The 25,546-nt window shown below is 62.8% G+C and carries 22 protein-coding genes and 1 pseudogene; 11 read left to right on the top strand and 12 right to left on the bottom strand.

Features of this window, described 5'->3' with window-relative positions:
- Window positions 1–48 precede the first annotated feature (48 nt).
- From AAGS40_RS16655 to AAGS40_RS16630, 6 genes are all read right to left on the bottom strand, one after another.
- Window positions 49–264 (bottom strand): hypothetical protein, encoded by a 216-nt coding sequence (locus AAGS40_RS16655; RefSeq protein ID WP_345815887.1) that lies wholly within the window; start codon window positions 262–264, stop codon window positions 49–51.
- 122 nt (window positions 265–386) lie between these two features.
- Entirely contained in the window at window positions 387–1,709 is a 1,323-nt protein-coding gene (locus tag AAGS40_RS16650) for a sorbosone dehydrogenase family protein (RefSeq protein ID WP_345815886.1), read from the bottom strand.
- Window positions 1,702–2,145 carry a DUF2231 domain-containing protein gene (locus AAGS40_RS16645; protein ID WP_345815885.1) on the bottom strand — a complete coding sequence of 148 codons (444 nt, stop codon included), beginning with the start codon at window positions 2,143–2,145 and terminating at the stop codon, window positions 1,702–1,704. Before AAGS40_RS16645 ends, AAGS40_RS16650 begins: the two co-directional genes overlap by 8 nt.
- Window positions 2,146–2,202: 57 nt before the next feature.
- The gene (locus tag AAGS40_RS16640) at window positions 2,203–2,337 is read right to left on the bottom strand and encodes a hypothetical protein (protein WP_345815884.1); all 135 of its coding nucleotides are present in this window, start codon (window positions 2,335–2,337) and stop codon (window positions 2,203–2,205) included.
- Between the two features lie 360 nt (window positions 2,338–2,697).
- Complete coding sequence (locus AAGS40_RS16635) at window positions 2,698–4,068, bottom strand: MFS transporter (protein ID WP_345815883.1); 1,371 nt, start codon at window positions 4,066–4,068, stop codon at window positions 2,698–2,700.
- Between the two features lie 80 nt (window positions 4,069–4,148).
- Window positions 4,149–5,399 carry an amidohydrolase family protein gene (locus AAGS40_RS16630; RefSeq protein WP_345815882.1) on the bottom strand — a complete coding sequence of 417 codons (1,251 nt, stop codon included), beginning with the start codon at window positions 5,397–5,399 and terminating at the stop codon, window positions 4,149–4,151.
- A gap of 536 nt (window positions 5,400–5,935) precedes the next feature.
- Between AAGS40_RS16630 and AAGS40_RS16625 the strand changes: the two genes are divergently transcribed.
- The 7 genes and pseudogenes from AAGS40_RS16625 to AAGS40_RS16595 all read left to right on the top strand — a co-directional run bounded on the left by AAGS40_RS16625 (window position 5,936) and on the right by AAGS40_RS16595 (window position 14,359).
- Window positions 5,936–6,898 carry a cytochrome D1 domain-containing protein gene (locus AAGS40_RS16625; protein ID WP_345816595.1) on the top strand — a complete coding sequence of 321 codons (963 nt, stop codon included), beginning with the start codon at window positions 5,936–5,938 and terminating at the stop codon, window positions 6,896–6,898.
- A 587-nt stretch (window positions 6,899–7,485) separates the two neighbouring features.
- Complete coding sequence (locus tag AAGS40_RS16620) at window positions 7,486–9,315, top strand: ABC transporter ATP-binding protein (protein WP_345815881.1); 1,830 nt, start codon at window positions 7,486–7,488, stop codon at window positions 9,313–9,315.
- Window positions 9,316–9,339: 24 nt separating this feature from the next.
- Window positions 9,340–10,532 (top strand): annotated as a pseudogene (locus tag AAGS40_RS16615) (phytanoyl-CoA dioxygenase family protein).
- A gap of 131 nt (window positions 10,533–10,663) precedes the next feature.
- Complete coding sequence (locus tag AAGS40_RS16610) at window positions 10,664–11,362, top strand: GntR family transcriptional regulator (protein WP_345816594.1); 699 nt, start codon at window positions 10,664–10,666, stop codon at window positions 11,360–11,362.
- A 128-nt stretch (window positions 11,363–11,490) separates the two neighbouring features.
- Window positions 11,491–12,876 carry an MFS transporter gene (locus AAGS40_RS16605; RefSeq protein WP_345815880.1) on the top strand — a complete coding sequence of 462 codons (1,386 nt, stop codon included), beginning with the start codon at window positions 11,491–11,493 and terminating at the stop codon, window positions 12,874–12,876.
- Window positions 12,877–12,928: 52 nt separating this feature from the next.
- Window positions 12,929–13,819: an isocitrate lyase/PEP mutase family protein gene (locus AAGS40_RS16600; RefSeq protein ID WP_345815879.1), complete on the top strand. Its 891-nt coding sequence runs from the start codon at window positions 12,929–12,931 to the stop codon at window positions 13,817–13,819.
- Between the two features lie 108 nt (window positions 13,820–13,927).
- Complete coding sequence (locus AAGS40_RS16595; protein ID WP_345815878.1) at window positions 13,928–14,359, top strand: PRC-barrel domain-containing protein; 432 nt, start codon at window positions 13,928–13,930, stop codon at window positions 14,357–14,359.
- 85 nt (window positions 14,360–14,444) lie between these two features.
- Here AAGS40_RS16595 and AAGS40_RS16590 read toward each other — a convergent pair whose 3' ends face one another.
- Together AAGS40_RS16590 and AAGS40_RS16585 are read right to left on the bottom strand one after the other, a co-directional pair.
- Window positions 14,445–15,407 (bottom strand): substrate-binding domain-containing protein, encoded by a 963-nt coding sequence (locus AAGS40_RS16590; RefSeq protein ID WP_345815877.1) that lies wholly within the window; start codon window positions 15,405–15,407, stop codon window positions 14,445–14,447.
- A gap of 46 nt (window positions 15,408–15,453) precedes the next feature.
- Window positions 15,454–16,791: a leucine-rich repeat-containing protein kinase family protein gene (locus tag AAGS40_RS16585; protein ID WP_345815876.1), complete on the bottom strand. Its 1,338-nt coding sequence runs from the start codon at window positions 16,789–16,791 to the stop codon at window positions 15,454–15,456.
- A 247-nt stretch (window positions 16,792–17,038) separates the two neighbouring features.
- Here AAGS40_RS16585 and AAGS40_RS16580 point away from each other — a divergent pair, with 247 nt between their 5' ends.
- The gene (locus tag AAGS40_RS16580; protein ID WP_345816592.1) at window positions 17,039–17,677 is read left to right on the top strand and encodes a methylated-DNA--[protein]-cysteine S-methyltransferase; all 639 of its coding nucleotides are present in this window, start codon (window positions 17,039–17,041) and stop codon (window positions 17,675–17,677) included.
- Window positions 17,678–17,762: 85 nt separating this feature from the next.
- Here the strand turns inward: AAGS40_RS16580 and AAGS40_RS16575 are convergent, their stop codons facing one another.
- On the bottom strand, window positions 17,763–18,647 hold the full coding sequence (locus AAGS40_RS16575; protein ID WP_345815875.1) for a LysR substrate-binding domain-containing protein: 885 nt from the start codon (window positions 18,645–18,647) through the stop codon (window positions 17,763–17,765).
- Window positions 18,648–18,967: 320 nt separating this feature from the next.
- On the opposite strand from AAGS40_RS16575, the gene AAGS40_RS16570 reads away from it, so the two are divergent.
- The gene (locus tag AAGS40_RS16570) at window positions 18,968–19,714 is read left to right on the top strand and encodes an SDR family oxidoreductase (RefSeq protein ID WP_345815874.1); all 747 of its coding nucleotides are present in this window, start codon (window positions 18,968–18,970) and stop codon (window positions 19,712–19,714) included.
- A 29-nt stretch (window positions 19,715–19,743) separates the two neighbouring features.
- Here the strand turns inward: AAGS40_RS16570 and AAGS40_RS16565 are convergent, their stop codons facing one another.
- Together AAGS40_RS16565 and AAGS40_RS16560 are read right to left on the bottom strand one after the other, a co-directional pair.
- Entirely contained in the window at window positions 19,744–20,451 is a 708-nt protein-coding gene (locus AAGS40_RS16565) for a dienelactone hydrolase family protein (protein ID WP_345815873.1), read from the bottom strand.
- Window positions 20,452–21,256: 805 nt separating this feature from the next.
- Window positions 21,257–22,249, bottom strand: a complete 993-nt coding sequence (locus AAGS40_RS16560) for a porin (protein WP_345815872.1) — start codon at window positions 22,247–22,249, stop codon at window positions 21,257–21,259.
- Window positions 22,250–22,621: 372 nt separating this feature from the next.
- On the opposite strand from AAGS40_RS16560, the gene AAGS40_RS16555 reads away from it, so the two are divergent.
- A complete protein-coding gene (locus AAGS40_RS16555) occupies window positions 22,622–23,842 on the top strand; it encodes a helix-turn-helix domain-containing protein (RefSeq protein WP_345815871.1) in 1,221 nt (406 codons plus the stop codon).
- Between the two features lie 44 nt (window positions 23,843–23,886).
- On the top strand, window positions 23,887–24,573 hold the full coding sequence (locus AAGS40_RS16550; protein WP_345815870.1) for a glutamine cyclotransferase: 687 nt from the start codon (window positions 23,887–23,889) through the stop codon (window positions 24,571–24,573).
- Between the two features lie 9 nt (window positions 24,574–24,582).
- Here the strand turns inward: AAGS40_RS16550 and AAGS40_RS16545 are convergent, their stop codons facing one another.
- Window positions 24,583–25,464 carry a LysR substrate-binding domain-containing protein gene (locus tag AAGS40_RS16545; RefSeq protein WP_345815869.1) on the bottom strand — a complete coding sequence of 294 codons (882 nt, stop codon included), beginning with the start codon at window positions 25,462–25,464 and terminating at the stop codon, window positions 24,583–24,585.
- Window positions 25,465–25,546 lie beyond the last annotated feature (82 nt).

Here is a 25,546-nt window from a genome sequence, read left to right as displayed (position 1 = left end):
GGTAGGGTGCGCGCGGCTTGCGGAATTTTCTCTCTCCTGGCTGTCGATCTACCTGCGTTGGCGGCAGACCTCACGCCCCGCGTAGACGGCCAGAAACAACCCAACGAGCATGGACGCCACGGCCAGTGACTGCTCCTGTCGTTCGGGCATGACTGCCAGCGTCGTGTTGAACCAGAGTCCCATTCCAACAAACGTCATGAGCGCGCCAAGGAAGAGCCCCCACACCGGCCCTGCCGTATTCGCGCTTGCAAACCTGTGAGACATTTTCATCGCCAAGCTCCCCGTCTTGCACCGACGTCTTCTGATTGCCGCGTTCTGCAAATCGTGCCTTCGCGCGGTATGGAGCTAGCGTACGCAGAAAAAAAATTGCTATCAATAAACCAAATTCAGCTCGTCCCCGCTTTCGTCACCCGCCAGACCGTGTTGCCGACGTCGTCGGCAATCACGAGTGCGCCGTCGGCATCCTGCGTGACGCCAACCGGTGCGCCGTAGAGTTCCTTCTGGTCGTCCGATGCAAATCCCGTCACCACCGGCTTGGGCACACCGACCGGCCGGCCGTTCTCAAACGCAACAAACACTACCGCATAACCGCTCAGTGGTGAACGATCCCAGCTTCCATGCTCGCCGATAAAGGCGCCGCCCCGGTATTGCGCCGGCAGGTTGTTGCCGCTGTAGAACATCATGCCGAGTGGCGCGACATGCGAGCCAATCGCGTAGTCCGGCGCAATGGCCTTGGCAACCAGATCGGGCCGTTGTGGTTGGGCGCGGCGGTCCACGTGCTGACCCCAATAGCTGTAGGGCCAGCCGTAGAAAGCGCCTTCCTGAACCGACGTCAGGTAATCCGGCACCAGGTCCGCGCCAATCTCGTCACGCTCGTTGGCGATGGCCCAGAGTCGTCCGGTCGCGGGTTCCCACTGCAGGCCGGTCGGATTGCGTATCCCGGCCGCGTAAATACGGCTGCCGCCGGTCGCCACATCGACTTCGAGCACGTTGGCGCGCCGGTATTCCACGTCCAGTCCGTTTTCACCCACATTGCTGTTCGAGCCGACGCCGACATATAGCTTCTTGCCATCCGGACTTGCGAGCAGCGCCTTGGTCCAATGGTGGTTGACTGTGTCGGGAAGATCGGTGAGTTCGACTCCCCGCGTGGGGATACTCGTCTCTCCCGATTTGTAAGGATACTTAAGGATTGCGTCGGTGTCGGCAACATAAAGCGTATCGCCAACGAGTTGCATGCCAAACGGCGAATGCAGGTGGTCGATGAACACATAGCGGTCCCACTGCCCACTGCCGTCGCCGCGCTTGCGCAGCAACGTAATGCGATTTGCGCCATCTGCTTTCTTGCCCGACCGGCCCGAGATAATGCCCGCAATAAGCTGCTTGGGCGTCGTGACGGCTTCCTCATTCGGGCTATTCGATTCGGCAACGAGTATGTCGCCGTTCGGAAGGCAGTACACCTGACGCGGATGCACGAGGCCTGATGCGATCTTCTCGATCTTCAACCCGTCGGCCACTTTTGGCGCTTCGCCGTTGCGCCAGCCCACATATTTCGGCACCTGCATCGGCGGGGCGAGAAAGCTGCGTGCGCTGGGCAACGGTGGTGCACCGCCTGCCTGATGCTGGTCGTCATAAGCTGCCTGCTCGTTGCAGGCACTGACCGATAACGCGAGCGCTACGACGATTGCACTTCTCTGGAAGGACTTATTCACGGACCGACTCCCTGATACGGAACTTGCTCACTGCCAGTGTGAATTGCCCGACACTCAGCAACGCCACCGTCATGACCGACAACACAACGTTCAACGGGACCATTCCGTAGGCGTCCCGACTATGAACGAACGCGTTGAGGATCGCCGCGATAATGCCGAGCAGATTCAGCCAGAAGTCGAGTCTCTCGCCGGCCGCGCGCGGATAACGCGACGGTAGCCACACATGGAAAAGATTAATGAAGCGCGGGATGATCGCGAACAGCAGCCCCACGGTGACGAGCCACGCCGCACCCTTGCCCCAGAAGACATTGCGCGTGATCGCGTAGGTGATGTCGAAAATCAGCGTGCCGACAAACATGCCATAAGGAACGGGATTCAGCACGTCGAAAATCGCGGTCGCAAACCGGGACCGATACGGTCGGTTGGGTGTTTTCATGAAACAGTCCTCTTGCAGAATAGCAGGCACGTCACGCGCGAAATCCTGCAACGCCCGTTACCCGCCGGTTGCGACGATCTGACCACCTGGCAGTCTCATGCTGTCGTTGCCCGCCTTGTGGGCCTTCTCGCATGACGCGGTGCCGAACGCCAGCGGCACCGACGCGAGTGCAATCAACAAGATCCGTTTCATTTGCCTTCTCCCGCGACATCTTCGTCGATCGATCTTCAAGGGATTCGAAAGCGTCGTGCGACAGTCCGCCGTTATCGCGCGGCACGATGATGTGTTGTAAGCAGGCGCCGTACCTGATCGGCACGACTGTTGGATGGCTCGGATGCTGCAGGCTCCCGACGCAGTCCGGCGACAGATCACGCAGACCGCTTCTTGCGGCGTCATCTGCCCGTCAGAACGTCAGGATGAGCATCGTGCGGATAAGGACAACAGCGCCCGATTCAGGGTCGACGTAGGGCCGCATGCGTATCTCAACGACGCCGCCGCGAGCGTCGCCGACGAAATATGCAAGGGTTAGGGTTGAGACAGGCTCGAGCGTTATCAGGACTCGACCTGCTCCGCTGCAATGTCTTCGAGCGATCTGCCGCGGGTCGGCACGCCCATTAGCAGCACGGCGAGCGCGCCGATCAGCAGCACGAGCGTTGTCGCGCCGAACACGCCGGCAAAACCGAGCAGCGGGTACACATAGCCGACGAGAATTGGCGCGGCAATCGCGCCCAGACGGCCAATCGACGACGCGAGCCCCGTTCCTGTCGCGCGTACATCGGTCGGGAAAACCTCCGGCGTATAGGCATACACACCGGCATACGTGCCGTTCATGAAGAACGACAACAGCACGCCCGACGCCATGATGCCCGCGTCCGTGCGCGTCAATGCAAGGCCGAGCGCCGAGATGCCGCCGAGGATCATGTACGACGCGATGGTCGCCTGACGGCCAATCTTTTCGTTGAGCCACGCGCCCGAAAAGTAGCCGGGAATCTGCGCAATGTAGATCACGAGCGAATAAGAAAAGCTTCGCGTGATCGTCATGCCGTTTTGCACCAGCAGACCGGGAATCCATGTGAAAAAAGCGTAATAGCTGAATGTGATGGAGAGCCACATCAGCCAGGTCATGGCCGTGATCCGGGCGAGTTTCGTGGCCCATAACGCTTTCACGTTCGCGACGACCGACGGCCGCCCGGCTGCGAGCGGCACGGCAGCGTCGCGGGCAGGCGCGAGCGGTTCGAGATGCACGCCCGCGCGGCTTACCTCCGCTTCCATTTGCGACACGATTGCCGCAGCCTCCGCGTGACGATTGCGTGCTTCGAGCCAGCGCGGCGATTCGGGCAATGCGCGACGCCACCAGAGCAGCATCAAGATGGGTAGCGCGGTGATGACCATGACTACACGCCACGCGCTGGGCGACAGTGGAATCACCAGATAGCCGAGCAGCGCCGCTGCCACGAAGCCGAACGAGAAGAAACCGGCAAGACTGCCCGTAAAGCTCCCGCGATAGCGACGCGCGACGAACTCGGACAGGAAGGGCGCCACGATCGCGCTTTCGGCCCCCGTTCCGAGGCCAGCGACAATCCGCGTGCCGAGAAAGAACGGCCAGTCATGCGCGAGCGCGCTCGCAAGCGACGCAATGCAGTAGATCACGAGCGCATACATCATGACCTTGCGGCGGCCGATGATATCGCCCAGCATGCCCGCAAGCATCGCGCCGATAAAGTAGCCGATGAACGTGCCGCTGCCTAACACGCCGGTCTGCACGCTCGTCAGTCCCCACTGCGTGCGCAACACCGGAAGCAGGAATGCCATGACGGCGGCGTCCATCGCATCGAACGTGTAGCCGAGGCCACCCATCAGCAGCAGGCGGCGGTGAAAACCTGAAAACGGCAAACGTTCGATCCGGGCGGCAATCATCGACATAAACGGGCTCCATTAGGGACGACAGGAACGGCTGGGACGCACTGCGGCTACAAGGTCATACGCTCGTCGAACCGGTACGCTCACCCGCTTTCGAGTTCGTTGACGAAGATGCGGCCATCTTTCATCACGAGCGGGATATGCTCGCCCTGCCCTAGCAGGCAGTCGACGGACTTCAACGGATTGCCGTCCACCACGAGCAGATCGGCGTGAGCGCCCGGCATGATCCTGCCGAGCTTGTCCTGCATGCCGAGCACTTCCGCGCCGACGAGCGTCGCGCTCGCGATCACTTCCGCGGGAGACATGACCTCGGCGAGAATCCGGAATTCGTCGCTTTGCAAACGCTGTGCTTCGCCGAGCAGGTCCGTGCCGAAACCAAGTTTGACTCCCGCACGTTTCATGATCTCGATCGACTGCATGCCGGCGCCATGCACATCGGCCACTTTCGCGATGCTGGCGGGCGGCAAGCCGTACTTTTCCCCTTCGCTCGCGAGCGCGTCGTAGGTGACCAGCGTGGGCACCACATAGGCGCCGTGCTGCGCGACGAGGCGCGCGGTCTCATCGTCGATCAGGTTGCCGTGTTCGATCGTCCGGACGCCGCAACGCACCGCGCGGGCAATGGCGGCTGGCGTGTACGCATGAGCGAGTACATAGGTCCCGCGACCCTGCGCTTCGGCGACGATCGCGCGAATTTCGTCCTCGGAGTAACCGAACGCACCGACAGGATCCGTCGGCGACGCCACGCCGCCCGACGCCATGATCTTGATCTGATCGGCGCCCATCTGCAGCTCCTCGCGCACGGCCCGGCGCACTTCGTCGACGCCATCCGCCACGCGCCCCAGCGCGCCCACGCGTACGCAACATCCGCACGGCGCATCGGGCGGCATGTAATCGGAGCGCGCACGCGGGTCGGCATGACCGCCGGTCTGACTGAGCGCACGGCCAGAGACGAAAAGTCGCGGGCCTTCGATCAGCCCCGACTCGACCGCCTGTTTGAACGGATAGCCCGCGCCGCCGGCGTCACGCACCGTCGTAAAACCACGGCGCAGCATCGCGCGCATGATCGGCACGGCGCGCAGTGTGACGAGCACGTTAGGCAGCGTCGCGACGCGCGGCAGATTGAATTCGACCGCTACCACATGCACGTGCAAATCGATCAGGCCCGGCATGATCGTTTTGCCTTTGACGTCGATCACGTGGGCGCTGCTGCTTTTGATCGGCTTGTCGGACACTTCACGAATGATGCCGTCTTCGACGAGAACCTCATGCCCTTCCAGCAGATCGGCATGGCGTGGGTCGAGAAGTGATCCGTTACGGAAGAGAATACTGGTCAACGGGTGTCTCCTTCAGGTTTTGCTCGCGGCGCGATGCCGACGGGCGCTGCAAAGATGATCAGCGAGGCAGACTGCAATACGTCACAGTATGATCCTGACAAAAAGGTGACGCAAAGCGCAGCATGAAGACCTGCATGACCGGATTGCCGCGGCTGAACCTCGCGAGCCCAACGGCCAGCACGCGCAATGAGCGGTTGCGCAGCTGCCTGCGCTTGCTATTGCCTGTACCGCTTGCTATCGGCAAAAGCGCCCGACGCAGTGCCGGACTCTTTTTTTGCAATGCAGCGCGTCTTCATGTCAACATCCGCGCACGCCGTCGCGATACCATTTACACTGCGTGTCCAATTGCGCTTCTACACCGTGTGTTTAAGCGGCGTATATAAGCCGCGCGCTTACACTTCGCCATTGGATTGCCGACCGATAGGCTGAGTCTTCCTTGTCGGCCGCGCCAATACCTATCAGATTTATTTCATACTCCTAACTGCTTCGTGACATTCTCTCTCGATTCGATTACAAAATCCGGCGTTCTCGCCGCACTGGCCTGCTGTTCACTGACCTTGCCCCACCTCGCGTACGCTGCAGACAATGTGATCGTGCTCGACTCCGGTGAAGCTCAACTCACGCTGATCGATCCAGCCACGCATAAGGTGATCGGTACGGAGCCGACCGGCAAGGAACCGCACCATCTGATGATTACGCCCGACGGCCGTTCGCTGATCGTCGCGGATTCCGTCTCCAACGACCTGATGTTCGTGGATCCGCACACGGGCAGCGTGCAACGCCGGGTCGAGGGTATTGAAGACCCGTATCAACTGGGTTTTTCGCCGGATCACAAATGGCTCGTCACAGCGGGGCTGCGGCTCGATCGGGTCGACATCTATCACTACGATGGGCAGAACGTCACGCTCGCGAGCCGCGTGCCGTTGTCGAAGACGCCAAGTCACATGACCTTCTCCTCCGACAGCCGCACGGTATTCATCACGCTGCAGGACACGGGCGAAGTCGCCGCTATCGATCTGGCCTCGCAGAAGGTGCTGTGGAAGCTGCCGGTGGGCAAGACGCCCGCGGGCTTGTGGATGACGCCAGGTGACCGCTATCTGTTGATCGGCATGACGGGCGAGGACGACGTTGCCGTCATCGACATGCACAGCAGACAGGTGGTGAAGAAAATCCGGACCGGCCGCGGCGCGCACAACTTCCGTAATCTCGACGATGGCCAGCACGTCGCCGTCACGAACCGGGTCGACAGCACGATCAGCATTCTCGATTACAACACGCTGACGAAAGTGGCTGACATCACCGGCCTGATGCCCGGCCCCGACGATATGGAACTCTCGGCAGACCGCCGCTATCTGTGGGTCACGTTCCGTTTCGCGAGGCACGTCGGCATCATCGACATGTCCACTCACAAGCTCGTCGATACGATTGCAGTGGGTCGCTCGCCGCACGGCCTTTACTTCGACAATCGCGCACCGGTCCACGCGCCCAATCCTGACTGATGAGCGTTGAATGCGCCGCCTGATTCCTGCCCCGCTGCACGATGGCATTCCGCCGCCGCAAACGCTGCCGTGGATCAACGTCGTGCAATCGTAGGCTCGACTTACTCAGCACGGGTCACGGTTGTATTACGCGTGGTGTCGTAATGTCCTTTGTCGCTGCACCACAACTTCGCGAAATGCCCAGACTCCTCGCAATTTTCGACGTAGCGCTGAAGCAGACGCCCTAATGGAAATACGAGCGCGCTGACACGCAATTCTTTCTCGCACGAGCCGCCGAGTACACCGCTCTGCCGGCCGGCCGCCTGGTGCAACAGGCGGTCTGATCGATAGCTGGTCCGTCTGGCTGGACTGAATCCCGCGAGACAGCGGTTCACTTTCGCGTGAATCACCTGTATTAATACTCCGTGCGCAGCGGGTACGACGGTTGCGCATTGCCGCATCGGGACGAACTATCCCATCACTCCCGTGTCCGCCAGAATCGCCCGTTCAGGCGCCCCTCTGGTTCCATGCAAGACGATTGCCGTCACCCGGCTCATCCGAATCTTGCGCACGGGTCATCGCTGGAAAACTGCCAGGAGCACGGTGCGATGGAAATTGTCGACGACGCCGACATGAGTCGGGCGGGACGCGTGCGCCGCCGCCGGCGCTCGCGCGAAATTTCCCGCTATGCGGGCAAACCGGTGCGGCTGCTGTGGCGTTACATCGGACGGCGCAAGTTCGCCCATGTGGTTGTGCTCGCAAGCGTTCTCATCGCCGTGGGTTGCGCGCTGGCTTCGCAATACGGGATCAAGAATCTGGTCGACACGTTGCCGGGCGGACGACAGCATCCCGAAACCGTGATTCGCGCGTTCGCGATTCTCGTCGGCCTGATTCTCGCCGACAATCTGTTCTGGCGGGTCGGCGGCTGGATCGCCGCCCGCGCGTTTGTCGCGGTCACCGGCGATATCCGGCACGAGATGTTCGGCTATCTGACCGCGCACGCCCCGGTGTTTTTCGCGGACAAGCAGCCGGGTGTGTTGTCGAGCCGCGTCTCGGCAATGGCGAACGCCGTCTACGTGATTGAAAACACGGTCGCCTGGACCGCGCTGCCGCCGTGCCTGACCGTGGCAGGCGCGATCGCCATGGTCGCCGTGGTCAGCGTGCCGATGAGCCTCTCTCTGGTGGCGATTTCCGCGGTGCTTGCCGTCTGTCTGTTCTGGCTCGCGAGCAAGGGCACGGCGCGGCATCAGGCGTTCGCTGCACAGGCGGCTTCGGTGGACGGCGAAATGGTGGACGTGATCGGCAATATGGGGCTTGTGCGCTCGTTCGCGGCCGTGCCGCTCGAGAGCCAGCGCCTCGACGGCCATCTGGAAACCGAAACCGTCGCGCGCACGCGCAGCCTGCGCTACCTCGAAAAATTGCGGCTGCTGCATTCGGTCGCCACGGCGTTGCTCTCCGCGGCGCTGCTCGGCTGGACGCTCTATCTATGGGAACAGGGCCGCGCCACCACCGGCGACGTGGTGCTGATCAGCTCGCTCGGCTTTGCGATTCTGCACGGCACGCGCGACCTCGCCGTGGCGCTGGTCGATCTGACGCAACACGTCGCGCGGCTGGGCGAGGCCACGGAAACGCTGCTGATACCGCACGAAATGCAGGAGCGCGGCAACACGCAGCCGCTGAAAATCGAACAGGCCACACTGGATTTCGACAACGTCACCTTTTCGTACGCAGGACGCCGGCCGGTTCTCGCGGAACTGAACCTGCACATTCGCGCGGGCGAACGCGTCGGCCTCATCGGTCCGTCCGGCGCGGGGAAATCCACGATCTTCGCGTTGATCCAGCATTTTTATGAGCCGGCGTCCGGGTGCGTGCGTATTTCCGGGCAGGACATTTCGAAAGTGACGCTGCAAAGTCTGCAGGACGCGATCTCCATCGTGCCGCAGGACGTCACGCTGTTTCACCGCTCGTTGCTCGACAACATCCGCTACGGCTGCCCGGACGCCACCGAGGAAGAGGTGCGCCGCGCATGCGACGACGCGAACTGCACGGACTTTCTATCTACGATGCCGGCCGGCCTCAACACCATCGCCGGCGATCGCGGCATGAAGCTCTCGGGCGGACAGCGTCAGCGGATCGCCATTGCACGCGCTATCCTGAAGGACTCGCCTATCCTGTTGCTCGACGAGGCCACTTCCGCGCTAGACACGGCGTCGGAAATCGCGATTCAGACCGCGCTGGAACGTCTGATGAAAAACCGCACCGTGGTGGCGATCGCGCACCGCCTGTCGACATTGCAGAACTTCGACCGTATCGTGGTACTCAATCGCGGCCGTGTCGTGCAGGATGGCTCGCCCGCCGAACTGGCCGCGGTGCCGGGCATTTATCGGCAGACACTCGAACGTCAGCGCAAACGGGTGCCGGCGGCGGAAACCAGCTGAGTTGCCGTCGAATGAGGAGTCGTCATGAACGCTCTTGTCCCGCCAGAAAACGGACGGGCTCGCCCGTGGTATCGCGAGCGGGATTGCCAGCTCACGGATTTCGTCGCTTCACTCGAACCAGGTCCGCACGACACCAGCCTCCCGTTCGCGAGTGCCATCACCAGCTGCGTACCGCTTTATGACTGCCAAAGTCTCGGCGACGTCATCAAGGACGCGTCGCAGCGCGCCGATTTGCAGGCCGAATGGGCGCGCGTGCTGAAAACAGGCGCCGGCGTGCTGGTGCTCAAGCATGCGTACGCGGACACCTCGCCCGTGGACGAAGCAACCAGGGTGTTCGAATCCATCATCCGTGATGAGCGCGACGCCGGGAGCGCCGCGGCGGACCATTTCGCCAAAGCAGGCGCGAACGACCGGATCTGGAATGCGCAGGAGAAACTGTGCCTGCACGCGCCGCGGGTGTTCACGCGCTACTTCGCGAATCCCGTGCTGTGCGCGATAGCCGAAGCGTGGCTCGGCCCGCACTTCCAGATGACGTCACAGGTGAACGTCGTGCGTCCTGGCGGCGAGGCGCAGCAGGCGCACCGGGATACCACCTGGGATTCCAGAGCGTCGGGCAAGCCGAGCGCTATCCGGCGCATGTCCATGCCATGACGCCCTTCCTCACGCTGCAGGGCGCGATTGCGCACGGCGACATGCCGGTCGCGAGCGGGCCCACCAAGCTCTTGCCGTTTTCGCAGCGCTATCCCGAGGGCTACCTCGCGTGGCGCCGCCAGGATTTCCGCGACTACTTCGAGACGCACTACGTGCAGTTGCCGCTCGAAAAGGGCGACGCGCTATTTTTTAGTCCCGCACTCTTTCATGCCGCCGGATCGAACCGGACTGCGAACGTGCAGCGCATGGCCAATCTGTTGCAGATTTCATCGGCGTACGGCCGGGCAATGGAGTCGCTGAACCGCACGAAGATGTGCGAGGTGCTGTATCCCGTGCTGATCGATCTGCGGCGTAGCCACGCGATCACGTTCGATGAAGCGGACCTGGTCATCGCATCGTGCGCCGACGGCTATCCGTTTCCGACCAACCTCGACCGCGATCCGCCGCTGGGTGGTCTTGCTCCGCAAAGTCAGCAGACCTTGTTCAGGCAGGCACTGAAGGACGGATGGAGCGCAGAACGCTTCGTCGACGCCATTCGCGAGCAGATGCGGCGCCGCGAAGCGTGACGCGTGACGCGTGACGCCGGACGCCGGACGCTCCTCCCCAAAAGAACCTGACCAACCAGGGGAAACCACGGAGCAGCAAATCTGCAAACATTGCATACAATCATCTCATCCAGCACCGTTAGATGATTGCAATGGCCGAGAGCGAAGCACTTTTGCATACAATGCCGCCCGCACGGTCCGCCGACGATGTCTACGTCGCGATCAAGGAAGCGCTGGCCGGCAATCAGTTCGGCGCGGGCCAATATCTTCGCGAAGAGCAGTTGGCAAAAAGCCTCGGCGTGAGCCGTACACCGGTGCGCGAGGCGCTACGTCGCCTCGACGCCGAAGGCTGGGTCGAAACGCGGCCCAATTACGGCGTACGCGTGAAAGCGTGGACGTTGCAGGACGCGCGCGAAATCTTCGAAGCGCGCCTCCTGATCGAGCCGTTTCTTGCCGGGCGGGCCGCGCTAAAAATTGGCGCGCCCGATCTGGACCGTCTGCGCGCGCTCGCGGACGCGATGGTGTCGATCACGCGCTCGCCGTCCACACCCGAATCGACCGACGCGTGGTTCGCTGCGAACGGCGAATTCCACGCCATCATCACCGCTGCCGCGGACAACACGCGGCTCGACCGTTCATTGCGATCGATGAAAGAGACGCCGCTCATCAAATGGACGTTCGTCACCTATAGCGATGCGGACCGCGAGCGCAGCGCGCGTCAGCACGTCGATCTCGTCCTCGCACTGGAGCAGCGCAATGCCGCGTGGGCTGAAGCCATCACGCGTTGCCACATTCTGGGCGCACAACAGGCCGTGCTCGGCCGGTATGCCGACGAGCATCGGCCTGCCTGAGCAGACAGCGCGAGTCAGGGAAAAGCAGCAACGAGGCATTCGAATCACCGTAATCACCGCACGTAGTTACCGTAGCAACCATAAAAGTCGCAAGACGACTGTAACGACGTTGTTTGGGAGACAAAGACATGCTGAGCACGGTCAACGCAGGGCCCCGGCTGGACAGGCTACCCATTTCGCGCTTTCACCGACGGATTTTGTGGTTGATCGGTGGCGGAATGTTTCTCGACTCGTTCGACATTTATCTCGCCGGCGGCGTGCTCGGTGCGCTGACCCGAAGCGGCTGGTCGACGATGCAACTGAATGCCGCGTTCCTGTCGTCGACGTTCATCGGCATGCTCGTCGGCGCGTTCACCGCGGGCATGCTCGGCGATGCCAAAGGGCGCAAATTTACCTATCAGTTCAATCTGGCCATCTTCGGCCTCGCGTCGATTGCGGGCGCCGTTGCGCCGAACATGACGTGGCTGATCGTGTGCCGCTTTTTCATGGGCCTCGGGCTCGGCGCGGAGATCGTCGTCGGCTATGGGTCGGTGGGCGAATTCATTCCGCCTGCGGTGCGCGGCAAATGGTCGGCCTATCTGTCGTTGATCACGAATTCCGCCCTCTTCTTTTCGACGTTCCTCGGCTACCTCATCATTCCGACCATCGGCTGGCGTGCCATGTTCGCGATCGTCGGCGTCGGCGCGCTGGGCGTCTGGGTGATCCGCAAGAAAATGCCGGAGTCGCCGCGCTGGCTCGAATCAAAAGGACGCTACGACGAAGCCGAAGCGATCCTGCGTGCCGCCGAAGCTGAATCCGCGCAAGGGCAGCCGCTTGCGCCGATCGTGGAATCCGCGCGGATCGCCACACGCCCGACCACGCTCGTCGAACTGTTCAAGGGCGCGCAACTGCGCCGTACGCTGCTATCCGTCTGCGTGCAGATCGGCGTGAATGTGGTGATCTACGGCTTCATCGTATGGGTGCCGACGTTCCTGATGAAACAGGGCCTCGCAATGGCGTCGTCGCTGGGTTATACGACGCTGATGTCGCTGGGCGGACCGGCGGGCGCGCTACTCGGCGTGCTGATCGCGGACCGGGTCGGACGCAGGAACGGCCTGATCGCCGTCGCCGCGATCGCGGCCGTGGTCGGCTGGCTGTATGGCCATTCCACCAGTTTCGAAATGGCGACATTGCTCGGCTTCTGCCTGTTCACGCTCACGTATCTGATGGTCGCGCTCGGCGTCGCCACCTACATTCCCGAACTGTTCGCCACAGAGAACCGCATGCGCGCCAATGGCATTGCCGGATGCGCGGGCCGCATTACCGGCATTCTCGCGCCGCAACTGGTGGTGGTCATGTATGCAGCGGGCGGCGTGAAGGACGTGCTGTCCGTGATCGTCGGCGTGCTGATCGTGATGGCGCTGGTGCTGGCGGTGTTCGGCATCGAAACGAATCAGCGCTCGCTCGAAGAGATCGCGCCCGAGCCTGAACCGCAAACGGATGCAGCGCTCGCCCGCTCCTCGCTGCCGCGCTGATCCGATAACCTCGCTGCGACGCTGGTCGCAACACTGACCGTATGGAAACGATATGACCTCAATAAACGACGACAGCCAGCCCTCCGTCCGTCAGGCGCTTCGCGCGCGCCTTGCGCAGCCGGACATTCTGGTCGCACCCGGCATCTTCGACATGATCTCCGCGAAGATGGCCGACTCGATGGGCTTCGACTGCCTGTACATGACGGGCTTCGGCACCGTGGCGTCCTATCTCGGCCTGCCCGATGCTGGTCTCGCCACGTACACCGACATGGTCAACCGCGTGGCCGCTTTCTGCGGCGGCACGCGCACCCCGGTGATCTGCGACGGCGACACCGGTTATGGCGGCTTGCTGAACGTGGCGCATACGGTGCGCGGCTACGAGCAGGCCGGCGCGGCGGGCATTCAACTCGAAGATCAGGAATTCCCGAAGAAATGCGGGCACACGCCGGGACGCCGCGTGATCCCGCTCGACGACATGGTCCGCAAGATCAAGGTCGCAGCGCAAGCGCGGCAGGACAACAATTTCCAGATCATCGCGCGAACCGATGCGCGCACGTCCCTCGGACTCGACGAAGCCCTGCGCCGCGGCGAAGCGTTCGCGAAGGCCGGTGCGGATGTGATTTTCATCGAATCGCCGGAGAGCGTCGAGGAACTGGAAAAGATCGGTCGATCGTTCGACCTGCCGCTGCTCGTGAACGTCGTTGAAGGCGGCCGCACGCCGCAACTCGCACCGGCAGACTTGCAGAAGCTGGGCTTCTCGCTTGCGATTTATCCGGCGTCGGGCTTTCTCGCCGTCGCCAAGGCACTGAAGGATATGTACGGCGAGATCAAACAACTCAAAGGGACCGAAGGTGCGAAGCAGGCGCTTTATCCATTCGCCGACATGTGCGAACTGATGGGCTTTCCGGGCGTATGGGAGTTCGATCGACTGCACGCTGACTGACGGACCGCGCACACAGCGTCACGCGTGTGCGCCGCTGATGGGCACGTGACGTGCTACACGCTCACTCCTGAACGAATCGATTGTTCGACAGACAACCAGGAGTGAACATTGAAAGCAAAAACACTGATTTGCGCTGCCGCTCTCGCCACCGTCTGCGCATCGCAAGGCGCTTTTGCGCAGATCGCTGGCATCCAGCCGCTAGGCGGCACGGTGGAGCAGACCAACGCGTTGCTCAAAGGCTGGAGCGTGCGCCGCGCGCTCGTCGATGAACCGGTCTACAACGACCTGAACGACAAGATCGGCAACATCTATGACGTGATCATCGCGCCTGATCGCAAGGCGACTTACGCGGTGGTGTCGGTGGGCGGCTTCCTCGGCATGGGCAAGCATTATGTGGCGATCCCGGTCGACCATTTCGAGATTCGCGACGGCAATCTGTTCCTCGCCGGCGCAACGAAAGATGCGCTGAAGTCGGTGCCGGAATTCGAGTACAACAAGCTCGAAAAAGCGACCAAACCCCGCAAGGTCAAGGTCGAGTGACGCAGCGCTTGCTTCGCCCGTGACAGCGTCGCGGGCCTGCCCGGGTGACCCCGGGCGCAGGCGCACGGCCTGACTCGCACCACGCTCAATGATTCGGCGCCGTCACGAGTTGCAGCGGCGTTTCTATCCTTCTCGACAAGTCGCTCTGCTTGCGCTGTTCGGTTACGGCCTTCAGCGCAACGTCCAGCCCAAACACCGCTTGCCGCTCGGCAAACTGGTTCATTGTTGCGAGCACGCGGCCATCGGCAATCAATGGCTTGATGGCTTCAATGTCGTTATAGCCGGTAATGTAGACGTCGCCGGTTCTGCCCGCATCGCGCACGGCGTCGACCGCGCCCATAGCCATGTTGTCGTTGCCGCACAGCAAGCCGCGGATTCGCGGCGTGTCGCTCAACATTTTTCCGGCCACGTCGCGGCCTTTCGCATAGTCCCAGTCTGCGGCCTCGACTGCTGCGATCCTCAGACCCGCCGCATTCATCGCGTCCTTGCAGCCGGCCGTGCGCTGCTGCGCATTGCGGTCGGCTGAATTGCCTTCGACAATGCCCACCATGTCGCCCGCTTTGAGCTTCGTCGCGAGATAATTGCCGACCTGCAGCGCGCCGTTGTGATTGTTCGGTCCGACGAACGGGACCGAGACCCCTGCGGCTGCCTGCGACGCGTCGTCGAGCGGATTGTCGATCGCAATCACGATGATGCCTGCCTTCACCGCGCGCGCAACCACTGGCGTGAGCGCTTTCGAGTCCGTTGCGGCAACAACGATTGCGTCCATCCTTGCGCGAATCATGTCTTCCACCATATGGATCTGCGCGTCGGTCTGCTTTTCGGTGGCCGTTCCTCGCACCGTCAGATCGAACTGCGATGCATAATGCTCGTGATAGTTCTGCGCGGCGCCCTGCATTGCCGCGGTGAACGGGTCGCCAAGCGACTTCAGGATCAGCGCGATGTTCAGCTTGCCGCCCGGGCGCGCGCCGGCATTGGCCGAGCCCATGAGTCCCGCAGCGGCCAGCGTACCGGCCAGCAGCACGCGGCGGCGCATGTTGTGCGTCATCAGTGTTTCTCCTCGTGGCCCGGGGCCATCGCGCAGTCCTGCCGGTTCAATGGACCTTCAACGCCAGCAATGCGCTGACGATCTCGTCCGGCAACGGACGGCTGGCTACATCTTCGCTCAGACAGCGATCTTTCAACGCCGCCAGTTCGGTCATGACATCCGCCTGAGCGTCAGGCGCGTCACATCGTTCGATCAGTTCCTCCAGCAGACAACCATACGCTCTCACCTCGATACGCTGCAGCGCGTGACTCGTCTCCTGATCGCGCACGGCATGGAATGACGCCGCGCCGAAGTCGCCAAGCAATGCATGGCCACGATCGTCGTAAAGGATATTGTGCGCATACAGATCGCCATGCACGATTCCCTGGCGGTGCAGATGACGCGCGGCATCGGCGATACCGTGCGCCATATCGAGCACGGCGGCGACGCTCAAGCGCGTGCCGGGCGCATAGATGTCGCGCGTGCAGGATGCAAAGCTCGGTGGTCCGGCAAGATTGCGAAAGTGCGGGTCGATCAGTTCCATCACGAGGCCATGCGTGGCCGCCGGATGATTTGCCACCTTCCCGGCCACTGGAATCAGATTCGGATGATCGCCGGCACGAATGCACGCGGCCATCTCGCAGTCGGGCAAGCCGTCGCTCGTCACCGCGCCCTTGAAGAGCTTGACGGCGACCGGGCGCGACTTGTCAGAGCCGCCGTCCGCGAGCCGCGCACGGTAGATGACACCCGATGCGCCCTCGCCCAGTTTCTGTTCGATCGCGAGCGCACGCCACTCGATCGAGGCGCTCTGCGTATCGGCAAGCGCGGCGCTTTCCAGCGTCCGGCCAAACGGATTACCAGCGTACGCCAGCCACGCAAGCCGTGGCAGACGCAGCAGCCAGTCCGGCAAAGCGTCGAGCCGGTTCGCCGCGATACGCAGCAGTTCGAGCCGCGTGCAGGCGGCCATCTGCGCAGGCAGCGAGCGCAGCCGGTTACCGGAGAGCATCAGCTTCTGCAACTGGGCACAGCGGCCGATTTCCTGCGGCAGGACTTCGATTTCGTTGTCAGTGAGAATGAGCCAACGCAATTGCGGCGGCAGCGCGCCGCCGGGCACGTGGCGAATGCGGTTGGATTTGAAGCCGATCATGCCGAGCTGCGCACATTGACCCAACACGGCCGGCAGTTCGGTGAACGGGTTGCCCGAGGCGAAGAGAATACGCAGCTTGCCAAGACGCGGCAGGTCGTCGGGCAGTGCGCGAAGCGCGTTGCCCGACAGGTCGAGCACTTCCAGCGTATCGGCCAGCTCGAAAATCTCGCGTGGAAATTCAGTGAGGCCGCACGCCAGTTTGAGCTCGCGCGCGCCCGTCAGCTGGCCGGCCCGCAGTTGTTCCAGTGTCGTTGTCACAGTCGTGAAGGAGATGTCCGGTTGCCGGTGCGTGTCGTACCGAGAATCCGATTTTACTGAGACAAGGCGCGATTGCCGATCCCCGTCCAATTTTGCGCGCTCGCTGGTTCGTGAACGCGCGCGCGTCGAAGACGGATCGCGATGGGTGGGACACGCCGCCATCCGCCCTGCGCCGACCGATCGTCGAATGAAAAATGCAAATGGGCTACAGTGATGATTCGCCACCAGCCAGCCACACATGATCACCGTGACATACGCATACACACTGATGGATTCGCCGGTCGGCCAGTTGAAGCTCGTTGCCAGAGGTGACCGGCTCGCGGCGGTTCTCTGGGAGAACGACAAACCGAACCGCGTGCGGCTCGGCACCATGGTCGAGGCGAATGAGCGCCCGGTGCTGCTCGACACCGCGCGGCAACTCCACGAGTATTTTGCTGGCGAGCGTCAAACATTTGACCTCGCACTCGACTTCGAAGGTACGGCTTTTCAGAAGAAGGTGTGGGCCGCGCTGCTCACGATCCCATTCGGCCAGACACGCAGCTATTCGGAGATCGCACGGCAGATCGGCAACCTGAATGCAGTGCGCGCGGTCGGCGCGGCGAACGGCAGAAATCCCATCTCGATCGTTGCGCCATGCCATCGCGTGATTGGCGCATCTGGGGAGCTGACGGGGTTTGCCGGCGGCCTCGCCAACAAGATGCTGCTGTTGTCGCTCGAAGCGGGGCAAGCTTCGCTGCAGACGGCAGCGGAAAGCCCCGGCCTTGCGGCGCAACCGTTGGAAAAAGCAAACGCACAAGCGAAGGTCGCGCCGACATCCGGCCGCAGCGCGAAAGCCGAGCGCGCTGAATCGATGCGCGGCACGCAAATCTCGTTGTTCGGCAACTGATCCGTGCGCCGCACCGGCGCGTTCAGGGTGTTCACCTCTGTGCTGGCGCGAACGCGCCCGTCTCATGCGGCCGCGTTCGCCCGGATCAGCGCGATGCCGTCAGTTCCTCGGCGCGGGACAAGAACAGCTTGAGCACTGGCGACGTGTTCGAGCGGCTATAGCCCATCACCAGATCGACAGTCGGCGCGTCGCCATCGAGCGGCCGGCTCACCACCGACCACGGCAGCAGATTGTTCGCGTACTCCGGCATCAACGCGAGACCCCGCGTGGACGCCACGAGCGACATGGCCATCGCCAGATTGTCGACGCCATGCGCCGGCGCGACCGTCACCCCGTTGTCGTGCAGATACCGGTCGATCACCTCGTGCAGCACGCGCGCCTTGTTCGACGCCATGACGAAAGTCTCGCCCGCGAGATCTTCGGGCCGGATGGACGCGCGTTCGGTGAGCGGGTGGTCGCTCGGCATCAGCACGAGCAGTTTTTCACGGCTCACCACGCGATAGTCGAGATCGAAACCGGGTTCGGCGCGCAAAAACGCCAGATCGAGCTTGCCGCGTGCGAGCGCGTCGGCGAGATCGGGGGAATAGTGGCTCGATATGGTCACATCGATATTGGGTAACTCATCGCGCAACACCTGCATCGCGCGCGGTAACCATGTCATTTCCTGGCCGGTCAGAAAGCCCAGCGCGAACACCTGCCTAGCCGGCCGCGCGGCGCGGCGCGCGGCCTCGGTCGCGGCATCCACCTGCGACAGCGCGAGGCGTGCATGGTCGAGGAACGCCTTGCCGGCCACGGTAAGTTCCACACCGCGCGCGCTGCGGCTGAACAGTTCGGCGCCGACCTCATCTTCGAGATCGCGTATCTGGCGGCTCAGCGAGGGCTGCGACGTGTGCAGCCGGCGTTCGGCTGCCACGGTCAAACTGCCCGACTCGGCGACGGCTATGAAATACCGCAAGTGACGAAGCTCCATAGTCCCTTCTCGATGCGGGGCCGCCGCACTTCAATCCGCTCCAGGTATGCTCTGGAGGCATACCTGCCAGCCTACAAAGTCTTTTTCCCGCGCGCAAGGTTACTCTACATTGGCCTTAGACGGCGGCAGCAACGCGCTTTTTGCAGGCACTAGCGAACCGTCTTCCCCCGCTCGCGAGCACCGGCTCATATCGCAAAGGCACCGGACATGACGAGCAGACCAGTTCGAAAGACGCCGCCCGCGACACACACCAAAACGTGCCGACGCGAAAGCGCGTGAGCGCGGCGGCGGATCGCATTGCATTCATAAGGAGTCTTGCCATGAACAGCCTCACCGGAAAGACCGCGCTCGTAACCGGCGCATCACGCGGTATCGGCCGAGCCACGGCGCTTGCGCTTGCCAGAGAAGGCGCACAGGTGCTGGTTCACTACAGCAGCGGCGAGCAGGCGGCAGACGCCGTCGTCGCGGAGATTCGCGCGGCAGGTGGCAATGCGCAGAAAGTCGCGGCCAATCTGCGCGACGCCGAAGGTCCGCATGCACTGGCGAGGCAGGTACGCGACGTGGTCGGACATCGGCTGGATATTCTGGTGGCGAACGCGGGCATATCGAAAGCAGCCAGTATCGAAGAAACGACGGTCAAGGATTTCGACGACCTGTTCGCCGTGAATGTCCGTGCGCCCTATTTCCTCGTCCAGCAACTGTTGCCGGTCATGTGCAAGGGCAGCAGCGTGATCCTGCTGTCGTCGCTCGCGGCGCGCGCCGCCGTCGGCACGCTACCGGCTTATGCGGCCACGAAGGGCGCGGTGGATACGCTCGTGAAGCACTTCGCGTCCGCGTTGGGTGAGCGCGGCATCCGGGTGAATGCCGTTGCGCCCGGCGTCGTCGAAACCGACATGTCGAACTTCACGAAAACCGATGCGGGGCGCGCGGTCACGCTCGGCATGCAGGCATTGAAACGCGTGGCGCAGCCGGACGACATTGGCGGCGCGGTCGCCTTTCTCGCTTCAGAAGCCGCCCGCTGGATCACGGGCGAGACACTTCACGTGGACGGCGGTTCGAAGCTCTGAGCAATCCACGCCATGCGCGTGGAAGGCCATTACTTCCACAACGTGCGGCCGAAAAACGTCAGCGTACGGTCCCAGGCCTGCTGTGCCCACACCGGGTCGTATTGCGTTTGAGCGATGCGGCCCGGTCCCACCGCCGTCTCGTTAGCAAACGCATGGTGAGCGAGGTAGCGGTGAAACTCCACGTTCACGTTCGCGTCCTGCAACTTCTTCTCGAGCGCGCTCACCGTTTCCAGCGCGAAAAATTCATCCTGCGTCGCCCAGTGACCGAGCACCGGCACCTTGATCTTCGACGCGTCGACGTAGTCGAGCGGCGGAAAGCCGTAGAACACCGCGCCCGCCGACGCCTCGGGCACATTGCACAGCGCGAGCAGCGTAAGCGCGCCGCCCATGCAATAGCCGGTCACGCCCACGTTGGCCGCTTGCTGCTTCAAATGCAGCACCGCGCCGCGAACATCTTGCGTGGCGGCGTCGGCAAAATCGAGTTCGTCCATCAGATGCTTGGCTTCGGCCTCTTCCACGGTTGCCTTGCCGCGATACAGATCAGGCACCAGCGCGACGTAGCCGGCTTGCGCATAGCGGTCCGCCACGCCGCGAATCTGGTCATTCACTCCCCACCACTCCTGAATTACGACGACCGCCGGCGCGCCTTCCGGTTTCGCCGGCGTGGCGAGGTAGCCCTGAGCCTGCTGCCCGTCCGGGCGGCTGAACGTAATCATCGAACCCTGTGTGTGTTTCATCGCTTGCTCCTCATAAATGGACCGAACCGCTAGCATAGCCGCGTCTCCTCGCGTGTGCCTGACGTCGCACCGCCGGACACGGGACTGAGCAATCCCACTCTGTACGGCCGGATTGGCCGCTCAGGGTCACGCTCGGACGATCTCCGGTTCGCATCTGGCTGACGCGGCGGCTCGCCATCGGACTGTCCGCACGGTGTCTTGATGAAATGGACTGAAACAGGGAATTCAACGACCTGAATGCGCACTCCGTTTCAAACGGTTCTGAAAAATCCAACGCCGATTCGGTCGATACCCTATCTTTTTCAAGAATTTCTGGTTTAATATCTGCCGGGAATCGAAATACTTTTAAGTACGTATGTCTCGGTGCATGCGAAGCGGGAGTTTTCGCGCTTTGCCGCCATTAAGAGGCCGCCCCTTTGGATTAGGCTCCGTTTCCACCGTCTCTCAGGTTCTGGCAAGCATTTTCTCGGACGCCAGAGTCTTTAAGGCCGACACGTTGTGTCGGCTTTTTTTTTGCGAGTACGCGCGGCGTTCCCGCCATTTCCTATTAATCGATAGCTATTTCCCAAAAGTGATAATGCCGAAGGTGATTAAATTGCACTAGTGCAGTAGAGCAAATTATCTTTTAAAACGCAATTTGACGCGCTTTACACAAGTCATGAAAGCGCATGAATGAGAACCGGTTGGCGTAAAGGCCTAACAAATAAAAGAGACCAACTCTCCATTCGTATGACGAAATGCGCTTCATTACAGATCGCATCAGAAACATGCAGCGACAGGCGCCGGTCCGTCTCTGACGAAACCGCTAGAACCGTCGCACCACACCCAGCTGCACGCCTTTGACCGGCGCGCCCGCATAAGCCACTGGCAAGCCTGTGACGTTGACACCGCGCAGCGTGAAGCTGGCGTCGTCGTGGTTGGCCAGATAGGCCGCGCTGAAGTAGAGCAGCAACGTGCGCGACAGGTTGTACTCGAACGACGCGCTGAACTGGTCGGCATTGGCGCCGGTGCCGGTGTAATCATGAACGCGCGTATAGCCGAGCGACGCCCGTGCCACCGTGGAGAAGCTGTATTGCGCCGATACCGAGCCGCCCGCGCCGTGGTAGAGCGGCGTGCCGCCGTCGCCATTGAAGAAGGCCAGCCATAGGTGCAGCTTGCCAAAAGCGTAGTTCACGCCACCGAGATTCGCACGCAACGCCCCCGCACCATGCGTCTGCTGGCGCGCGTAGAGCAACTTGAACTGATCGAAACGGTACGCGGCAGTCAGGTAGTAGCCGTCGAGCCCATTGCCGTCGTGCTCCGACGGATCGCGCGTGGCAACCATCAAGGTCGCGTCGAAACCGCCGACGAGCGGCGACAGGTACGCGATCGCGTTGCTCGCATAAGGCGTGATTTTCGACAGGTTGTTCAGGCCGGATGCGATGGTGCCCGCGCCGAACGCGTCGAGATCGCCCTTGAACGGAATATAGATCGGCGAATATTGGCGGCCCATGCGCAGTTCGCCCCACCCACCACGCGCGCCGACCCACGCCTGACGATTGAACAGCACGCCGGCGGTTTGCAGCGATCCGTCGGCGGAACTGAAGCCGTTTTCCAGTGTGAAGATCAGGTCCGTGCCATTGCCCAGCGGCTCGGCGCCGCGCAGCCCGATGCGCGAGCCGCGATAGGCGCCGGAGTCGACGCGCGGCGTCCAGCCCGAACCCGGATCAGTGACTTCCAGGCTGGTGTCGATCACACCGTACAACGCGACGGTGCCGGTATCTCCAGCCGCAATCGCACCTTGCATCCATAGCAGCATGACGACGCTGCCGCCATGCGCACACCAGCGTAGGCAACGGCGCGAGACGGCAGACGTGAAGTGAACCGGTTCCCGTGCAACACGGGGCTTGAAGAGTTTTGCGACGCGGTTCAGTTCAGTTTCTCCAGAGCAGGTAAGCGGCTTGCCAGTAAGGACGGCCTAAAAAAAGTCCGCCCATTATGCCGACCCTGCGTCTGAAAAAATATGTCAGATGGAATAGCAGTGCGCGCGCCGACCTGCTGACCGCGGAGCCGGCGCGATCAGCGCGCCGCGGTCGGTCCGACGACGCGAAGCGCAGGCAGTGCGTCGTGATAGATTAGCCCCGGGTATTCGACGGTAGGGAGTGACAGGTGTGACGGGATTCGGATGGCCGTGGATTCGCTAGTCACGGCTGCGGCGCATGCGCTTGCCGCGGGCGACCCTCTTGGCGCACTGAACCGCGTTGCGTTGCGCGACGACGCCCCCGCGCTCGCGTTGCGCGGCATCGCGATGGCGCAGCTCGGCGACCTGGCGCGCGCAAAAGCGCTGGTGCAGCGCGCGGCCCGCGCATTTGGTCCGAAGGAGCCGGTGGCCCGGGCGCGCTGCGTCGTCGCCGAGGCCGAGATCGCACTCGTCTCACGCGATCTGAGCTGGCCCACCAAAGCGCTCGACTCGGCACGCGCCACGCTCGAAGCGCACGGCGATCGCGTCAATGCCGCTCATGCGCGCCATCTCGAAGTGCGTCGCCTGCTGCTGATCGGCCGGATCGACGAAGCCGCGCACGCGCTCGCGGCGCTCGACCCCACCTTCTTCCCGCCTGCTTCCCGCGCGGCCTATGAGCTGGCCGTCGCCGGCATCGCGATGCGGCGGCTGCACAGCCAGGCCGCCCGCGAAGCGCTCGCGCGTGCGTCGCATGCGGCGCACCTCGCGCGCATCCCTGCGCTGACTGCGGAGATCGACAGCGCGTTGGCCGTGTTGCAGACGCCGGCCGCCCGACTGATCACGCGTGGCGAAGAGCGGCCGCTGCGGCTCGATGCGGTCGAGGCGCTGCTCGCCTCGGCGACCCTGGTGGTCGATGCGTGCCGGCATGTCGTGTACGTAAACGGCCACACGATCTCGCTTGCGCGCCGCCCTATTCTGTTCACGCTCGTTCGCGCGCTGGCCGAGGCGTGGCCTCTGGACGTGTCGCGCACCGCGCTCGTCGCGCGGGCATTCAGGGTGAAGCTCGCAGACGAATCACACCGGGCGCGGCTGCGCGTCGAAATGGGCAGGCTGCGCAAGGCGCTCAAGAGCGTTGCCGGGATAAACGCGACGCAGCAAGGCTTCACGCTCGTGCCGCATCGCGCGCGCGATGTGGCCGTGCTCGCGCGCCTCGTCGACGACCGGCACGCCGCTGTGCTCGCGCTGCTCGCGGACGGTGAGTCGTGGTCGAGTTCGGCGCTCGCATTGGCGCTCGACACGAGCCAGCGCACCGTGCAGCGCGCACTCGACTCGCTGCTGGCGGCGCGCAAGGTGCAATCAGTAGGTTGCGGCCGCGCACGCCGATGGATGGCGCCGCCCATGCCGGGTTTCACGACGACCTTGTTACTCCCCGCGTCGTTACCGATTGATTAGGATGACATCACGAATTGTCCACCCCAGTCAGCGAGGAACGCGCCATGAACCGGTCAGCAGCGGAAATCATCAACGAATACGGACCCTTCGAGGGCATTGAGAAAGTTCACGGCGTCACGTACGACGGTCGGCATGTGTGGCTCGCGGGCGGCGACCGTCTCACCGAACTGGACCCGGCCAACGGCAAGACGCTGCGCTCGCTCGACATCGCCGCGCATGCCGGCACCGCGTTCGACGGCCAGCACCTGTTCCAGATCGCCGAAGACCGTATCCTGAAGATCGACCCGCAAACCGGCGCGATACTCGCAACGATTCCAGCGCCAGGCGGCGGCGCCGACTCCGGGCTCACGTGGGCAGAAGGAACGCTCTGGGTCGGGCAATATCAGGCGCGCACAATCGTGCAGATCGATCCGCATACGGGCGAGGTTCTTCGCACCATCGCGTCGAATCGCTTCGTGACAGGCGTGACCTGGGTCGACGGCGAGTTGTGGCACGGCACGTGGGAAAACGAGCAGAGCGAATTAAGGCGGGTCGATCCGCGCACGGGCAAGGTTCAGGAGAGCCTGGACATGCCGGAAGGCGTCGGCGTATCGGGTTTGGAGTCCGATGGCGACGAGCGGTTTTTCTGCGGCGGCGGCCATAGTGGCAAGTTGAGGGTGGTGCGACGGCCGGTCCGGAGCAGCGCGGACGGATCTGACCGAACCGACAGGGGCCACGTACCGGAACAATGACGAGGACGCTCACGCCGCCCCTGGTACGGTTTGCAACAGATCCATAAAGGCCCTCACCTTGGCGCTCAGCAGACGCCGCGAATGATAAAGCGCCCAGATTTCCACCGGCGGCCCGTCGTCAATGCCCCAGCAAACGAGCCGGCCCGCCGACACATCCTGCTCCACCAGCAACCTGGGCAACAGCGCCGCCCCGACACCCGCCACAGCCGCGTCGCGCACCATCAGCAGCGATGAAAAGCGCAGCACCGGCGACGGCTCGTACACGCGCAGCGCTCCGTCGGGCGAGCGCACGCGCCAGGGCGCGGCCGACGTCGCCGTTGCCAGCGTGACGGCAGGCACGGGCGAGCCGGCGGCTGCGCCCGCGGGCTGATTGGGAATCGACAAGGTCGGCGCGGCAACGGCCAGCCGCTGGTCGCCGAGAATGCGCCGCCCCACGAGTGGCTCGTCGTGCGAAGGATTGATGCGTATCACGAGGTCGTAACCATCTTCGACGGGATCGACCAGCCGGTCTTCCGCGACCACTTCCAGTTCGACCTGCGGATAAGCCAGCGCGAATCGCGCGGCGATCGCGCCCAACACCACGTGCGCAAACACAATCGGCGCGCTGATCCGCAACCGGCCGCGCGGCAGCGGCGCGCGTGACGCGACCGCTTCCCCCGCCGCCTGAATCTCGGCCATCAAACCGCGCGTGCGTTCGTGCAGCACGAGGCCCTCTTCCGTCAGACGAAGCCGGCGCGAGCCGCGCTCGATCAACCGCACGCCCAGCTCCTGCTCCAACTCTGCGACGCGCCGTGACAGCGTCGCCTTGGGCCGCGCCAACGCACGGCTTGCCGGCCCGAACCCGCCATGCAGAGCGACCGCATTGAAGTCGGCCAGCGACATCAGATCCATGAACGTTCCACAAATGAGACATGTTGTCTTGATTCTGGCACTTTCTGTGCATTCATGGAACGACTATCGTGTGTCTTACGGG

It is taken from the genome of Paraburkholderia sp. PREW-6R, from assembly GCF_039621805.1.
In the GTDB taxonomy this organism is placed as follows: domain Bacteria; phylum Pseudomonadota; class Gammaproteobacteria; order Burkholderiales; family Burkholderiaceae; genus Paraburkholderia.
The sequence above is the reverse complement of the archived record's forward strand: the minus strand, read 5'-3'. Positions and strand labels throughout refer to the sequence as shown.

Bases quoted from the DNA above. Each gene is read 5' to 3' on its own strand.
- AAGS40_RS16620 (WP_345815881.1), top strand. From the start codon at position 7,486: ATGGAAATTGTCGACGACGCCGACATGAGTCGGGCGGGACGCGTGCGC.
- AAGS40_RS16560 (WP_345815872.1), bottom strand. From the start codon at position 22,249: ATGCTGCTATGGATGCAAGGTGCGATTGCGGCTGGAGATACCGGCACC.
- AAGS40_RS16570 (WP_345815874.1), top strand. From the start codon at position 18,968: ATGAACAGCCTCACCGGAAAGACCGCGCTCGTAACCGGCGCATCACGC.
- AAGS40_RS16640 (WP_345815884.1), bottom strand. From the start codon at position 2,337: ATGAAACGGATCTTGTTGATTGCACTCGCGTCGGTGCCGCTGGCGTTC.
- AAGS40_RS16645 (WP_345815885.1), bottom strand. From the start codon at position 2,145: ATGAAAACACCCAACCGACCGTATCGGTCCCGGTTTGCGACCGCGATT.
- AAGS40_RS16605 (WP_345815880.1), top strand. From the start codon at position 11,491: ATGCTGAGCACGGTCAACGCAGGGCCCCGGCTGGACAGGCTACCCATT.
- AAGS40_RS16635 (WP_345815883.1), bottom strand. From the start codon at position 4,068: ATGTCGATGATTGCCGCCCGGATCGAACGTTTGCCGTTTTCAGGTTTT.
- AAGS40_RS16550 (WP_345815870.1), top strand. From the start codon at position 23,887: ATGAACCGGTCAGCAGCGGAAATCATCAACGAATACGGACCCTTCGAG.
- AAGS40_RS16575 (WP_345815875.1), bottom strand. From the start codon at position 18,647: ATGGAGCTTCGTCACTTGCGGTATTTCATAGCCGTCGCCGAGTCGGGC.
- AAGS40_RS16565 (WP_345815873.1), bottom strand. From the start codon at position 20,451: ATGAAACACACACAGGGTTCGATGATTACGTTCAGCCGCCCGGACGGG.
- AAGS40_RS16610 (WP_345816594.1), top strand. From the start codon at position 10,664: ATGGCCGAGAGCGAAGCACTTTTGCATACAATGCCGCCCGCACGGTCC.
- AAGS40_RS16545 (WP_345815869.1), bottom strand. From the start codon at position 25,464: ATGGATCTGATGTCGCTGGCCGACTTCAATGCGGTCGCTCTGCATGGC.
- AAGS40_RS16655 (WP_345815887.1), bottom strand. From the start codon at position 264: ATGTCTCACAGGTTTGCAAGCGCGAATACGGCAGGGCCGGTGTGGGGG.
- AAGS40_RS16590 (WP_345815877.1), bottom strand. From the start codon at position 15,407: ATGACGCACAACATGCGCCGCCGCGTGCTGCTGGCCGGTACGCTGGCC.
- AAGS40_RS16600 (WP_345815879.1), top strand. From the start codon at position 12,929: ATGACCTCAATAAACGACGACAGCCAGCCCTCCGTCCGTCAGGCGCTT.